At 65.7% G+C, this 14,244-nt stretch carries 13 protein-coding genes and 1 pseudogene; 5 read left to right on the top strand and 9 right to left on the bottom strand.

Annotated features, from left to right (window positions below):
- Positions 1–47: 47 nt before the first annotated feature.
- Both ACFP9U_RS09390 and ACFP9U_RS09395 read right to left on the bottom strand, forming a co-directional pair.
- Positions 48–4,829 (bottom strand): NAD-glutamate dehydrogenase, encoded by a 4,782-nt coding sequence (locus tag ACFP9U_RS09390; protein ID WP_378620856.1) that lies wholly within the window; start codon positions 4,827–4,829, stop codon positions 48–50.
- Positions 4,830–4,968: 139 nt separating this feature from the next.
- Entirely contained in the window at positions 4,969–5,583 is a 615-nt protein-coding gene (locus ACFP9U_RS09395; RefSeq protein ID WP_378620859.1) for a L,D-transpeptidase family protein, read from the bottom strand.
- A gap of 85 nt (positions 5,584–5,668) precedes the next feature.
- Here ACFP9U_RS09395 and ACFP9U_RS09400 point away from each other — a divergent pair, with 85 nt between their 5' ends.
- Together ACFP9U_RS09400 and ACFP9U_RS09405 are read left to right on the top strand one after the other, a co-directional pair.
- Positions 5,669–6,352: a response regulator transcription factor gene (locus ACFP9U_RS09400; RefSeq protein ID WP_322453179.1), complete on the top strand. Its 684-nt coding sequence runs from the start codon at positions 5,669–5,671 to the stop codon at positions 6,350–6,352.
- Positions 6,353–6,405: 53 nt separating this feature from the next.
- On the top strand, positions 6,406–6,861 hold the full coding sequence (locus tag ACFP9U_RS09405; protein WP_378620862.1) for a cyclic nucleotide-binding domain-containing protein: 456 nt from the start codon (positions 6,406–6,408) through the stop codon (positions 6,859–6,861).
- A gap of 5 nt (positions 6,862–6,866) precedes the next feature.
- Here ACFP9U_RS09405 and ACFP9U_RS09410 read toward each other — a convergent pair whose 3' ends face one another.
- Complete coding sequence (locus ACFP9U_RS09410; protein WP_322453177.1) at positions 6,867–7,172, bottom strand: hypothetical protein; 306 nt, start codon at positions 7,170–7,172, stop codon at positions 6,867–6,869.
- A gap of 211 nt (positions 7,173–7,383) precedes the next feature.
- Between ACFP9U_RS09410 and ACFP9U_RS09415 the strand changes: the two genes are divergently transcribed.
- The gene (locus ACFP9U_RS09415) at positions 7,384–8,508 is read left to right on the top strand and encodes a Glu/Leu/Phe/Val family dehydrogenase (protein WP_378620863.1); all 1,125 of its coding nucleotides are present in this window, start codon (positions 7,384–7,386) and stop codon (positions 8,506–8,508) included.
- Positions 8,509–8,514: 6 nt separating this feature from the next.
- On the opposite strand, the gene msrA is transcribed toward ACFP9U_RS09415, so the two are convergent.
- The 6 genes from msrA to ACFP9U_RS09445 all read right to left on the bottom strand — a co-directional run bounded on the left by msrA (position 8,515) and on the right by ACFP9U_RS09445 (position 13,358).
- Positions 8,515–9,159: a peptide-methionine (S)-S-oxide reductase MsrA gene (gene msrA / locus ACFP9U_RS09420; protein ID WP_378620865.1), complete on the bottom strand. Its 645-nt coding sequence runs from the start codon at positions 9,157–9,159 to the stop codon at positions 8,515–8,517.
- Positions 9,160–9,293: 134 nt separating this feature from the next.
- On the bottom strand, positions 9,294–10,073 hold the full coding sequence (locus tag ACFP9U_RS09425; RefSeq protein ID WP_378620866.1) for a succinate dehydrogenase iron-sulfur subunit: 780 nt from the start codon (positions 10,071–10,073) through the stop codon (positions 9,294–9,296).
- A 13-nt stretch (positions 10,074–10,086) separates the two neighbouring features.
- Positions 10,087–11,919: a succinate dehydrogenase flavoprotein subunit gene (gene sdhA, locus ACFP9U_RS09430; RefSeq protein ID WP_378620868.1), complete on the bottom strand. Its 1,833-nt coding sequence runs from the start codon at positions 11,917–11,919 to the stop codon at positions 10,087–10,089.
- Between the two features lie 7 nt (positions 11,920–11,926).
- Positions 11,927–12,310, bottom strand: coding sequence for a succinate dehydrogenase, hydrophobic membrane anchor protein (sdhD, locus tag ACFP9U_RS09435; RefSeq protein ID WP_378620869.1), 384 nt, complete (start codon positions 12,308–12,310; stop codon positions 11,927–11,929).
- Position 12,311: 1 nt separating this feature from the next.
- The gene (gene sdhC / locus ACFP9U_RS09440) at positions 12,312–12,719 is read right to left on the bottom strand and encodes a succinate dehydrogenase, cytochrome b556 subunit (RefSeq protein WP_378620871.1); all 408 of its coding nucleotides are present in this window, start codon (positions 12,717–12,719) and stop codon (positions 12,312–12,314) included.
- Between the two features lie 177 nt (positions 12,720–12,896).
- Positions 12,897–13,358: a GNAT family N-acetyltransferase gene (locus tag ACFP9U_RS09445; RefSeq protein WP_378620872.1), complete on the bottom strand. Its 462-nt coding sequence runs from the start codon at positions 13,356–13,358 to the stop codon at positions 12,897–12,899.
- 156 nt (positions 13,359–13,514) lie between these two features.
- On the opposite strand from ACFP9U_RS09445, the gene ACFP9U_RS09450 reads away from it, so the two are divergent.
- Together ACFP9U_RS09450 and ACFP9U_RS09455 are read left to right on the top strand one after the other, a co-directional pair.
- Complete coding sequence (locus tag ACFP9U_RS09450) at positions 13,515–13,871, top strand: hypothetical protein (protein WP_378620874.1); 357 nt, start codon at positions 13,515–13,517, stop codon at positions 13,869–13,871.
- A gap of 43 nt (positions 13,872–13,914) precedes the next feature.
- A pseudogene (locus ACFP9U_RS09455) lies at positions 13,915–14,244 on the top strand (hypothetical protein); the annotation flags it as partial.

Here is a 14,244-nt window from a genome sequence, read left to right on the forward strand (position 1 = left end):
GGAGCGGCTGGCGCGCCCGTCGGCCTCCGTCGACGCTTGCACTTGGCTCAAGCGCTCAGATCCGCCAGAAGGCCGGAGGCGACGGTAAGGCGCGAGACGGTGATGTCGCCGTCGGTCAGCGACTGGAGCCTTTCGCGCACGCGGACCACCTGTTCGCCGCCGGCTTCCGTCCACTGGGCGACCGCGTCCGTGCTGCTGCCATACTGGCTGAGGGCGGCGACGGTGAGGCTGCGTCGCGCCGCGTCGATCGTGTCGAGCGCGCGCGTGAGCGCTAGCCCGTCATAATAGTCCGAGGGCGCGATCGATCCCGCCGCCGCCTCAATGCGGCTGATGCGGAAGGCTTCGGTGATGGCAAAGAAGGCGCCGGCCGCATTGGCAAGGTTGGCTCCGGCCGCCTCGGCGGCCAGATCGATGTCCGGCACCAGGGTCGAGACATCGAGGAAGGCCAGCCGCTCTGCGAGATCGGCCGGCGTGCCTTCGGCCTCCAGCCGTGCCGCTTCGGTTGTGATCCGCTCGGCGAGGAAGGCAGGCAGGAGCGGCCGGAGCTGCGGCTCCAGCGTTTCGCGCGCCTTCTTCAGACGCTCGATGCGGCGGGCGACATTCACGTCACCGCCCTCGTTCTTCAACTGCCAGGCCGTGGCGGAGACGACGAGCTTCCAGACCCGCTGGTAGAGCGCAAGCTGGATCTGTCCGTCGATCCTGTTGTCCAGCGCGTCGATGGCCGCGTGAAGCGCCCGCAGGTCGAAACCGTCGCGCACGACGGCGTAGGCGGCAACGATGTCGTGCGCCGGGCGCCCCGTCAAATCCTGCAGCCGCGTGATGAACGTCGGACCGCCGCGATCGATCACGTCATTGGCGAGCTCGGTCGCGATGATCTCCCGGCGCAGGCGATGGCCGCGGACCTCGGCGGCATAGTTCCTGCGCATCCGCTCCGGAAAGTAGCCGAAGAGATCGGCCTCGAAGTGAGCCTCGTCCGGAACCGGGCTCGCCACCAGCTCGTCGAAGAGAACGATCTTGCCATAGGCCAGCAGCACGCCGATCTCCGCCCGGGTCAGCGGCTGGCGGCGCGCTTCGCGGTCGGCGAGCTCCTGCGGGCCGGGCAGGAACTCCACGTCGCGGTGAAGATGGCCCTGGTTCTCCAGGATGGTCATCATGCGTGCCTGATGCGGCATGTCGGCGAGGCCGCGCTTTTCCACCAGCGAGATGGCGAGCGTCTGGCGGTAGTTGTTCTGCAGGACGAGCCCGGCCACTTCCTCCGTCATGGCCGAAAGCAGCTTGTTGCGCGCCGGCCGGGTGAGAGACCCGTTGCGCATGGCCGCGGCGAGCGCGATCTTGATGTTGACCTCGAGGTCGGAGGAGTTGACGCCGCCGGAATTGTCGATGGCATCGGAGTTGCAGCGCCCGCCGTTGAGGTTGAATTCGATCCGCCCGCGCTGGGTGACGCCGAGATTGGCACCCTCGCCGACCACCTTGGCGCCGACCTCGGCCGCAGTGATGCGCACCGAATCGTTGCCGCGGTCGCCGACCTCCTGGTTCTGCTCCCCGCTCGCGCGCACATAGGTGCCGATGCCGCCGAACCACAAAAGATCGACGGGCGCCTTCAGGATCGCACGGATGATTTCCGCGGGCGAGCCGGTGGTCCCTTCCAGGCCGATGGCCGCGGCCGCTTCGGGCGAAAGGGTGATCTGCTTCTCTGACCGCGAGGCGATGATGCCGCCGGTGGAGAGCTTCGACCGGTCGTAGTCCTGCCAGCTCGACCGGCCCATGTCGAAGAGCCGCTTGCGTTCCTCGTAGGAGATCTCCGGATCCGGATCGGGGTCGATGAAGATATCGCGGTGGTCGAAGGCGGCGACCAGTCTGGTGGCGCGGGACAAGAGCATCCCGTTGCCGAACACGTCGCCCGACATGTCGCCCACCCCGACGACGGTGAAGGGCTCGGTCTGGATGTCGCGGTTCATCTCCTGGAAATGACGCTTCACCGCCTCCCAGGCGCCGCGCGCCGTAATGCCCATCTTCTTGTGGTCGTAACCGGCCGAGCCGCCGGAGGCGAAGGCATCGTCCAGCCAGAAATCATGCGCCTGGCTGATCTCGTTGGCGGTATCGGAGAAAGTGGCCGTGCCCTTGTCGGCCGCCACCACGAAATAGGGGTCGTTGCCGTCGTGCCGCACGACGCCTTCGGGCGGCACAACCTCGTCGCCTTGCAGGTTGTCGGTGATCGACAGCAGGCTGGAGATGAAATTGATGTAGGCGCTGCGCCCGGCCTCGAAGACCTCCTGGCGCGAGCCGCCCGCCGGCAACCACCGCGGATAGAAGCCGCCCTTGGCGCCCACCGGCACGATGACGCCGTTCTTCACCTGCTGCGCCTTGACCAGTCCCAGCACCTCGGTGCGGTAATCCTGCGCGCGGTCGGACCAGCGCAGGCCGCCGCGAGCGACGGGGCCGAAACGCAGATGCACACCTTCCACCTCCGGGCCGTAGACGAAGATCTCGCGCCAGGGACGCGGTTTGGGCAGGCCCTCGACGGCGCGGGAATCGAATTTCAGCGCCAACGATCGGTGGCCCGGCGCTTTCACGTCGGCGAAATAGTTGGTGCGCAGCGTCGCCTGGATCATGTTGAGAAAGCGTCGAATGATCGTATCGTCGTCGAGGCTCGGCACCTTGTCGAGCGCGTGGACGATTTCCTTCTCGATCTCCTTCTCCCGTGCCGCCGCGGCCTCGTCGTCGTCACGTGCGGAATCGAAACGCGCGACGAAAAGGCGGAAGAGGTTTGCCGCGATCTGCGGATAGCGGTTGAGGGTGCCGGCGATGAAGCCCTGGCTCTGCGGGATGTTGGCCTGGTGCAGATAGCGGCTGTAGGCGCGAAGAACCGCGATCTCGGTGGCGCGAAGGCCGGCCGTCTGGGCGAGTGCATTGAGGCCGTCATTGTCGTGGTCGCCGCGCCAGACGGCGAGGAACAGTTCCTCGAACAGTGCGCCGTTGTCGGAAAGATCGATTGCGCCGTCGAAGGCGTTTTCAAGCTCCATGTCGTGGATGAAGACCGGGTTCTCGCCTTCCTCGCCGATTTCGAACGTCCGTTCGCTGATGACGCGGAAGCCCATGTGCTCCAGAAGTGGCACGCGCCGGCTGAGCGCCACCGGGCTGCCGAAATGATAGATCTTCAGGGCCGCCTGATCGGCCGGCAGGTCCGCGGGCCGGTGGAAGTCGATGGCGATTGTTTCGGCTGCGGAAAGGCCCGCAATGCGGCGCGCATCGTTGAGCGCCGTCGCTGGCGCGAAGCTGTTGCGGTAGCTTTCGGGAAAGCCCGCCGCCATTGCCGCGATCTCGTCCTCGGCACCCGTATCCTCCACCGCTTCGCGCAGCGCGTCGTCCCAGGTGCGGACGATGTCGCGCACGCCCGCTTCCAGCTCTTCCGTCTGAACACGCGGGGTCCGACCGCCCGAACGGCCGATGATGAAGTGGACGCGCGCCAGAGAGCCCTCCGGGAAGGCCGGATAATAGGCCGAAAGGTGCCCGTCGAAGACGGTCTTCAGGAATTCGCCGATCTCGGCGCGCACGCGCGAATCGTAGCGGTCGCGCGGCACGAAGACGATGACCGAGACGAAGCGGTCGAACTGGTCGATGCGGTAGAGAACGCGCACGCGCGGCCGCTCACCCAGCGCCAGGATCGCCTCGGCATGCTTACGCAGCCGATGCACGCTGATCTGGAAGAATTCGTCGCGCGGGTAGGATTCCAGGACGTTGATGAGCGCCTTGCCGGAATGGTCGGTGGGGGCGAAGCCGGTGCGCGCGACCACGGCTTCCGCCTTGGAGCGCAGATAGGGGATCTTCATCACCGAGCGCGTGTAGGCGGTGGAGGTGAACAGGCCGACGATGCGTAACTCGCCCGTCAGCTTGCCGTCCTCGCTGAAGGTCTTGACGCCGATATAGTCGAGATAGGCGCGGCGATGGACCATCGATTTGGCGTTCGCCTTGGTGACGATCAGCGGCTCCGGGCCGTGCAGGAAGGCGCGGATCTCCGGCGTGGTGGACACCGGTTGGCCGCCGCGCCGCAAGACGAGGACATCGGGATCGGCCAGAATGCCGAGGCCCTTCTTGTCGGCGCGCTCCAGCGTGCCGTCCTTCTCGCCGCCGGTGTAACGGAACTCGCGCATGCCGAGAAACGTGAAGTTGTCGTCGCGCAGCCATTCCAGGAAGGCGATCGCCTCGGCCACGGCGTCGGCCTCGAGCGGCACCGGCGCATAGCGCAGCCGGGTGATCTCCTGGTCCAGCCGGGCCAGCATCGGCTTCCAGTCGGTGACGGCCGCGCGTACCTGGGCGAGGATGTGCTCGAGCCGGCCTTTCAGCGCCTGGCACTGCTCCGGCGAGAGCCGCGGCAGGTGGACATGGATCAGGCTGACCTGCTCGGCATCGCGAATCGCCCGCGAGGCCGCGTCGCCGAGGATTTCGCTAACGCCCGTCTCGTCGTGGCGCACGAGAAGCACGGGATGCAGAACGAGGGTCGGCTCGCCCACCGAAGCGGTGATCTCTCCGAGGAGCGAATCGAACAGAAAGGGCATATTGTCGTTGACGATGGTCAGGGCCGTGACGGCGCGCCCTGCATGCTCGATGCCCGAGGCGCTCTCGATCTCAACCAGACTTTCGCCGCTTTTGTGCTGCTTCAAGGCGGCAAAAGCCAGCTCCGTCGTCCGGTCGATCGCCGCGCGGTCGTAGCGCTCAAGGTCTTCGGCGGGCGCTCGGGAAACCAGGTATTCGCGCAGGCCGGCGAGGTCCAACTCCTTTTTTTTGACCGGGTGAGCAGTGGATTTTGCAAGTTTCGCCTTGGCGGTCATCGGAGCGGCCCCTCCTGGTAATCGTGGCTATCGTATGCGCATGGTGCCCGTTTGACGACCCCCCGGTGGGGGTATCGCGAGCCTAATGAAGCCATTGTGGCATGGAAACGTATAGGAATCATGGCAATCGAACAGGGTCTCATCGCCATACGCGAATCCGCGTTCCGCGTTCCAGCAGCGGCAGCAGCCTCGCCATCGTGCGCGGGCCGACGGCGATGCAGCCTTCGGTGGGTTTCATGCCCGGCGCGGCAAGATGCAGGAAAATGGCGCTGCCGCGCCCCAGCCGCCGCGGACGCATGTTCCAGTCCAGCACGATGCAGGCGTCGTAAAGCCGGTCCTTGCGCAGCATCGCCTCGTGGCTTGCCGGATATGGCAGGCGTACCGGGCGATTGTAGTTGGCGTCTCGGGGATCGTCGCACCAGCCGAGGCCGGGCCCTATCGCCCGCCTCGGCAGGGGCGTTCGGGCCATTCCGGCGGGCTTCCTGTCGCCGCGGTAATAGGCAAGGAGAGGCCGCATGACACCGATCGGCGTGGCGCCGTCCCCTTCGCGCTTGAAGGCGCTCGTTCCGGTGCGGCCGAGGGCGCAGGAGAAGGTCTTTCCCTCGATTTCGAGGATCCCCTCAGTGGGGTTTCTCGGCCGGGTACGCACACTGATCTGCGGGACGCCACGGCGGCGCTTCTCCTGTATGGTGGCCTGCCTGCGTTTCTGGAGTATAATCGGGTCGTGGAACAAATATTCGCTTCGGCCTTTCATGCCAGCCTCGTTGCGCATAAACGAACGTTCCGCGAAAACGGGGGCGGGGTCAATGGTATCTGCTTACGAATCAACGGATTGATATATGACGCCACGCACCATCCTGATTGTCGATGATGATGACGACCTGCGGGCCACGCTCGTGGAGCAGTTGGCGCTCTACGAGGAGTTCGACCTTTTGCAGGAGGCGACGGCCACCAAGGCCATCCACGCCGCCCGCAACGGGATGGTCGACCTGATCATCATGGATGTCGGACTGCCCGACATGGACGGCCGCGAGGCGGTCAAGCTCCTGCGCAAGAGCGGTTTCCGGGCACCCATCATCATGCTGACCGCCCAAGACACCGATTCGGACACGATCCTCGGGCTGGAGGCGGGTGCCAACGACTATGTCACCAAGCCGTTCCGCTTCGCCGTTCTTCTGGCGCGCATCCGCGCGCAGATGCGCCAGCACGAACAGAGCGAGGACGCCAAGTTCACCGTCGGCCCCTACATGTTCAAGCCGAGCCACAAGCTCCTGGTCGACGAGCGCGGCGGCAAGATCCGGCTGACCGAGAAGGAAGCGGCCATCATAAAATACCTCTACCGCGCCGAGCAGAAGGTGGTCACCCGCGACATCCTTCTGGAAGAAGTCTGGGGCTACAATTCGGGTGTGACGACCCACACGCTCGAGACCCATGTCTACCGGCTTCGCCAAAAGATCGAACGCGATCCTTCCAAAGCCGAAATTCTTGTGACAGAAAGCGGCGGATACAAGCTCGTTCCCTGAAACCGAGCGGTGGGGCACTCGCCAATAACCGGGGATGAGCGGGGACGACCGTAATGGCGCTGGATGACGACATTCGTGTTCTATCCGGCGTGGAACTCTTCGAGGGCTTCACGCACGAGCAGCTACGCCTTATGGCCTTCGGCGCCGAGACACTCTCCCTGGGGGCCGGGCGGAAGCTCTATTCCGAGGGCGTACCGGCCGACTGCGCCTTCGTCGTGGCCTCGGGCGAGGTGGCGCTCTACCGGCAGAACGGCGACAAGCGCGAGATCCTCTCGGTGCACGGCCCAGGCGCCATCCTGGGCGAGCTGGCCCTGATCGCCGAGAACGAGCGGCTGACCGGAGCCATCGCCCAGACGGATGTGAAGGTGATTCGGCTGAGCCGCTCCATGTTTCGGCGCATCCTGGAGGAGTTCCCCGAAACGGCCGTCGACCTGCACCGGCGCATCGCCGCCCGGCTCGAGGCGATGCTGGCGCGCATTACCGCGGTCGCCTCGCGGCTTACGGAATAGGAAGCTCAGGGCCGGCGCACGAACTGGTGGAACTCTTCGCGCTGGCCCGGGACGTCTTCGCTGACGACGAGGGCGAGCTGGCGCTCCTCGAAGATCCTGAACCACTCGTCCCATTCGATGATATCGACTTCGCCGATCTCGTCCCAGCCCTGGTCGGTGTCTTGGTAGGCGTGCTGGCCGAAGGCGAAGCATAGCACCGGTTCGGCCTCGCTCATTCCCTGGGCGGGGTCGCTCAGGGCCGGCTGGCCCGCCCGCGCGGCGGCCCAGTCGCGGATGGCGTCGTGATCGGTCAGTGTCTTCGTGTCGGCCATGGAACGCTCCCGCCGTTGCTTCGTCTCTCAACGCGGGTGGGGGCCGCCTTGTTCCTGCGCGGCCGCAACCGGCGGGGCCCTGAAAGTTTCGCGATGAATCGGCGCCCCAGGCGCAACGGACGGTCTCGGCGCCCCCCGTCTTCGCAACCAAAAATCTGCCAGCGCTCCTACATTTAGAGGGATAGATGGTCCATTCGGGAGGAATGATGCCATGCTGCATATCCGCGAGCCGAGGACGCTGAAGAAGCCCGTCGGCGCGTCCGCTCTGGAGATCCTCGACATTACCGCCGATGCCGCCGGGCTTCCGGCCTATGACGGCCACGAGCGCGTCTGGTGCGGGCGCGACGAGGCGCGGGGGCTCACCGCCATTGTCGCCATCCACAATACGGCCCTCGGGCCGGCACTGGGCGGCACACGGGTCTGGCCGCACGAAAGTTTCGAAGCGGCGTTGACCGATGCGCTGCGGCTGTCGCGCGGGATGACGTACAAGTCGGCGATTGCCGGCACGCCCTTCGGCGGTGGCAAGGCCGTCATCATCGCCGATCCGAAGACCGGCAAGACGCCGGCATTGCTTTCGGCCTACGCCGAAATGCTCTCGGTTCTCGAGGGACAGTTCTATACCGCCGAGGATGTGGGCCTGACGCTCGCCGACGCCGATTTCCTACGGGTCCATACCGCCAATGTGGTGGGTACGACACGAGGCGGCAGCGGCAATCCCTCGCCGGTGACCGCGCATGGCGTCTTCCTGGGGCTGAAGGCCGCACTCGCGCATCGCCGCGGCACGGATCGGCTCGATAAAGTAGGCGTGGCGGTCCAGGGGCTTGGCGCCGTCGGCTGGGCACTGTGCGAAAAGCTCCATGACGCGGGCGCGCGGCTGGCGGTCGCCGATATCGATGCGGGGCGGGCCGCGGGTGCGCGGGAGACCTTCGGCGCCGAAATCGTTGCGGCCGCGGATATCGTTGGCGCCGATGTCGATGTTTTCGTGCCCTGCGCGCTGGGCGGCGCGATATCCCGGGCGACGATCCCCCAGCTCAAGGCGGAAATCATCGCCGGCTCGGCGAACAACCAGCTGGCGCGTCACGAGGATGCGCGGCTGCTGATGGAAAAAGGCGTGCTCTACGCGCCGGATTACGTGATCAATGCCGGCGGGCTCATCAATGCGGCGGCGGAGCTTGGCCCCGGCGGTTACGACCGGGAAGCCGCCATGGAAAGGGTGGCGAGGATTCCCGAGACCTTGCGCGACATCTTCACCCGTTCCGAAAGACAAGGACGACCGACCAGCGACATCGCCGCCGAGATCGCCATGGACCGGATCACGGCCGCGTCTACACGGTGAAGAGTGCTACTTGGCGATGCCGCGCAGGGCCGTCTCGCCCCAGACCTCGCGCAGCCGCTGATCCCGCCGGCAGCCATTCCGGTACCCTTCGTAGGCGTCGGCCTTGGTGATGTAGCCGAAGCGGGTGAGGATGCGCTCTTCGCTCTGGTAGTAGTTCTGGTGATAATCCTCCGCCGGCCAGAATTCGGAAGCCGCCACGATGGGCGTGACCACCGACTGGCCCAGTTCGGCCTCGGCGGCTTTCTTGGCTTCTTCCGCCTTTCTTCTCTGCGTCTCGTCGAGGGCGTAGATCGCCGTCGTGTAACCGTGGCCCCTGTCGCAGAACTGGCCGCCCGCATCCGTGGGATCGACCGAGTGGAAGAACACGTCGAGCAGCTTTTCATAGCTCACCCGTTCGTCGTCGAAGGTGATCTCCACCGCCTCCCGGTGCCCGCCCGAAGAATAGTTGCGATAGCTGGGATTGTCCGTCTCCCCGCCGGTGTAGCCGGAAACGGTGGAGACGACACCCGGGACCTTGTCGAAATCAGCCTCCACGCACCAGAAGCAGCCGCCGGCGAAGACCGCCGTTCTTTCCTCCGCGGCGGCGGGATGGAGAAGGGCGAGGACCGCCGTCAGCGCGACAGCGGTAAAAGCAGCGTAAAGACGGGTCATGGGCGAACCTCCGTTACCGGACGACACCTATCGTCTCGACGCGTTCGGGCAAACTCAATCCGCTACACGGTTGCGTGAGCAAGCGCCGGAACCGCCCGGAATGCGCTGCCGGACCCGAGCGGATACGCGGTGCCTCAGACCCGTCGCTCGACCATCATCTTCTTGATTTCCGCAATCGCCTTGGCGGGATTGAGGCCCTTGGGGCAGGTCTGGGTGCAGTTCATGATGGTGTGGCAGCGGTAGAGCCGGAAGGGGTCCTCCAGATTGTCGAGCCGCTCCCCCGTCGCCTCGTCGCGCGAATCGATCAGCCAGCGATAGGCCTGCAAAAGGACGGCGGGGCCGAGATAGCGTTCGCCGTTCCACCAGTAGCTGGGGCACGAGGTCTGGCAGCAGAAGCACAGGATGCACTCGTAGAGCCCATCGAGCTTGGCCCGGTCCTCATGGCTCTGCCGCCACTCGCTCGCCGGCTCCGGCGTCACCGTCTGCAGCCAGGGCTCGATGGAGGAAAGCTGCGCATAGGGCACCGAGAGGTCCGGCACCAGATCCTTGACCACCGGCATGTGCGGCAGGGGATAGATCTTCACCGCGTCGTCGATGTCATCCATGCCCTTGGTGCAGGCGAGCGTGTTGGCGCCGTCGATGTTCATGGCGCAGGAGCCGCAGATGCCTTCCCGGCAGGAGCGGCGGAAGGTCAGCGTCGGATCGATCTTGTTCTTGATCCAGATCAAGCCGTCGAGCACCATCGGCCCGCAATCGTCGAGGTCGACATAGTAGGTGTCGACGCGCGGGTTCTCCGTGCCGTCGGGCGACCAGCGGTAGACCCGGTATTCGCGCAGGTTCGTGGCGCCCTCCGGCTTCGGCCAGACCTTGCCTTGCTTGACCTTGGAGTTCTTGGGAAGCGTGAGCTGGACCATTGTGTCCCTCTGATCAATACACCCGCGCCTTGGGCGCGATCTTGGCGGGGTCGATGCCGCCCTCGTTGTGGCCGAGCATCGGTTCCGTGTGGACCGGGCGGTAGTCGAGCCGCACCTTGCCGGTCTCGTCCACCCACGAGAGGGTGTGATGGCGCCAGTTCTCGTCGTCGCGCTCGGTGAAGTCCTCGCGGGCGTGCGCCCCGCGGCTCTCCTTGCGCGCCACGGCCGAATAGACCGTGGTGACGGCGTTGGCCATCAGGTTTCCCAATTCCAGCGTCTCGACCAGGTCCGAGTTCCAGATCATCGAGCGGTCGTAGACCTTGATGTCGGGAAGCTCCTTCCAGAGCGCGGAAATTCGCTCGCAGCCCTGCTCCAGCGTCTCCTGGGTGCGGAAGACGGCGGCATCCTCCTGCATGGCGCGCTGCATTTTCTCGCGCAGTTCAGCCGTCGGCACGCTGCCGTTCGCATGGCGGAGGCGGTCGAAGCGATCCATGATCTGCTCACAGGCGGTAAGGTTCAGCGACGGCACCTTGGAATCGCGGTCAACGACCTTGCCCGCGCGGATCGCCGCCGCGCGGCCGAAGACCACGAGATCGATGAGCGAGTTGGAGCCGAGGCGGTTGGCTCCATGCACGGACGCGCACGCCGCCTCGCCGACGGCCATCAAGCCGGGCGCCACGGCGTCCGGGTCGTCGGCGGTGGGGTTCAAGACCTCGCCCCAGTGGTTGGTGGGGATGCCGCCCATATTGTAGTGCACGGTCGGCAGCACTGGGATGGGCTCGCGCGTCACGTCGACACCGGCGAAGATGCGCGCCGATTCGGCGATGCCGGGCAGGCGTTCGTGGATCACCGCCGGGTCGAGATGGTCGAGATGCAGGTAGATGTGGTCCTTGTTCTTGCCCACACCGCGGCCCTCGCGGATTTCCATCATCATGCAGCGCGAGACGACGTCGCGCGAGGCGAGGTCCTTGGCCGACGGTGCGTAGCGCTCCATGAAGCGCTCGCCCTCGGAATTGACGAGATAACCGCCCTCGCCGCGCACACCCTCGGTGATGAGGCAGCCGGCGCCATAGATGCCCGTCGGGTGGAACTGCACGAACTCCATGTCCTGCAGGGGCAGGCCGGCACGTGCGATCATGCCGTTGCCGTCGCCGGTGCAGGTGTGGGCCGAGGTGCAGGAGAAATAGGCGCGGCCATAGCCGCCGGTGGCCAGCACCACCATCTTGGCGGCGAAGCGGTGGATGGTGCCGTCGTCGAGGTTCCAGGCCACCACGCCGGTGCAGGCGCCGTCGGTCATGATGAGGTCGAGCGCGAAGTACTCGTTGAAGAATTGCGCGTGGTTCTTCACCGACTGGCCGTAGAGCGTATGCAGGATGGCGTGGCCCGTGCGGTCGGCGGCGGCACAGGTGCGCTGGACGGGCGGGCCGTCGCCGAAATTCTGCATGTGGCCGCCGAAGGGGCGCTGGTAGATCTTGCCCTCCTCCGTGCGCGAGAAGGGCACGCCGTAATGCTCCAACTCGTAGACGGCGGCCGGCGCCTCGCGCGCCAGATACTCCATGGCGTCGACGTCACCCAGCCAGTCGGAACCCTTGATCGTGTCGTAGAGGTGCCACTGCCAGTTGTCCGGCCCCATATTCTGCAGCGAGGCGGCGATGCCGCCCTGGGCGGCCACCGTGTGCGAGCGCGTGGGGAAGACCTTTGTGATGCAGGCCGTCTTCAATCCCTGTTCGGCCATGCCGAGCGTTGCGCGCAGACCGGCACCGCCGGCCCCCACCACCACCACGTCGAAAGCATGGTCGACATAGTCGTAGGCCGGGCCAGCCTTTTTGTGCGATGCTTCAGACATCAGGGATTCAGCCTCCGAAGGCGATTCTGAAAAGGGCGAAGAGCGCGATCGCGCCGACGACCAGGGGGAAGAAGGTATTGAGCACGATGAGAGCGAGCTTCATCCCCTCGCCGTGCACATAGTCCTCGATGATGACCTGCATGCCGATCCGCATATGGTAGAGCACCGATAGAAAGGCAAAGCCGATCAGCAGCGCCACTATCGGATGGGCGAGCGCGGCGCGCACCTCTTCATGGGGTGCGCCGCTATAGGCGACCACGAAGCCGATAAAGAACATGATGAGCGGCAGGTTTGAAATCGCCGTCAGTCGCTGGCGCCAGAAGTGCTCCGTGCCTTCTCTTGCCGAGCCGAGACCGCGGACGCGGTTCAGGGGCGTGCGCATGTCGGCCATATCAGAATGCCCCCCTGACGGCGTATCCCAAGATCCAGACGATGGCGGTGAGCGTAACCGAGCCGATCAACGTTCCCCAGGCGATCCTGCGCGACGTGTCCTTCTCAAGGCCGTGGCCGGTGTCCCAGATGAGGTGGCGGATGCCGCCCAGCATGTGGTGCAGGAGCGCCCAGGTGTAGCCGAAGAGCACCAGCCGGCCGAGGATCGAGCCGAAGAGTCCGTTGATGAAATCGAACTGCTCCCGCGGTCCTGCCGCCGCCAGCAGCCAGAGCGCGAAAAGCAGCGTGCCGAAATACAGCGCCGCGCCGGTGATGCGGTGCAGGATCGACATCGCCATGGTGGGCGTGAAGCGATAAATCTGCAGGTGCGGCGAGAGCGGTCTCGCCCGGGTGGCTGTGGATTTGCTCATGGCTTCCCTGTCTCAATCGCCGGCCGGCCGTGGCTGGAGGGCCGCCGTCGTGCAGCCGCCTTTCGTCCCAAGCCTCCGGCGGCTGGCTTTTTAATGCGCTTTTTGCAGTGCGTCAAAGCCGCAGAAAACGCCGCAAACTTCAATCGATTGAAGCCGCTAAAGGGAAGCGATGCGCGCTCAGCGTGCATCGAAACGAATCACATAGCTGATCCAGTCGGCCGGCACGGCGACCCGTTCATAGAGCTTGCGGCCCTCGGCGGGCTGGCGCGGGGTGTTGAGCACGAGGCTCGTCCATCCGCGCTCCTCCGCCTGGTCGGCGACCACGTCGATCAGTGCCTTGGCGATGCCCTTGCCGCGGTGGTCGTGGTGGACATAAAGATGCTCCAGGAGCCCGTAGCGCAGCCCCGAGACAGGGTCTGGAAGGTCGTAGAAGACCGCGAAGGCCACAAGCGCCCCGTCCATGCGGGCACCGACGATCTCCGCCACCCGGTCCTGCAGCAGCGTTTCCGCGTAAAATTCGTCCGGCCGGCGGGGCGCGCCGCGCTTGAGCGACTGGGTGTGCGCCGCCAGGAGCGGCGCCAGCGCGTGCGCGTCCTTCAGCCGGAGCTGCGCAATCTCGACCTTGTGGTTTTCGCCCATGGTACTCGGCTCCCTTTGCCGCCTTCCGATTCCCGTATCGGAATTAACCACGTCCGGCGAACGCCGTGAAGAAGTGCCCACGACGGCGTGACAAGGGTTAAGAAAGCGTTAAGCTCGATTGCGAGGAGGCCCGCGACAATCGAGGGAGCCTTTCGCATGTCTGGACGAGTCTTTCCATCCGCCGGTTGCCTGCTGCTTGCCGCCGCCTTGGCGGCGATGGCCGCTCCCGCTTCCGCCGGCGGCGAGCGGACCTACGGCGACAGCTACGGTAACCTGGTGATCCACAGCCCAGCCGGCTTCAAGCGCATCCTGGTCGGCAAGGGCCACCACGCCGACCGGCTGGCTTATCATGACCGGCCGCCGAAGCGGGTCTATCTCGAAGAGGAGGACGGTGCGCTCTACCTGCGCAAGCGGCGGCCGGGCTGCCGGCACGGCGTGTTGCTTCACGGGCGCAGCTACATGTACGGCCTGCCGGACCATGTGGTGCCCGTGCCGACGGCCTCCTGTCGCTAGGTCTTCTCCAACCTTCCCTTCCGGACACTTGCGGGAAGAGACGATGAACGCACACACCTCCAGCACGAACGGTCCGACGGCCTGGCTCGGCGCCTGTTTGCGGTGGAGCACGGTCGTCCTGGTGCTGTGTGGCGCCGGTCTCTTCGGGGCGATGCTGCGCGAACTTGTCGACGCGCATGGCGGCCCATGGCGCAGCAGCGCGGCGGTGCTGGAGCAGTCTTTGCAAATCCTGGGCGTCCCGGACGGTCCGGAGGTTGCGCGCCCCATGCCCGAGCCGGCTCCGCGCTTTCCGGCCGGGGAAGCGGGTGGCAGGCGCCCCATCGCATTTACGCCCGGCGACGACGGCACGCTGCACGCCGTCGGCGATATCGAT

Origin of the sequence: Nitratireductor sp. GCM10026969, from assembly GCF_042660605.1 — a bacterium.
Classification (GTDB): Bacteria; Pseudomonadota; Alphaproteobacteria; order Rhizobiales; family Rhizobiaceae; genus Chelativorans.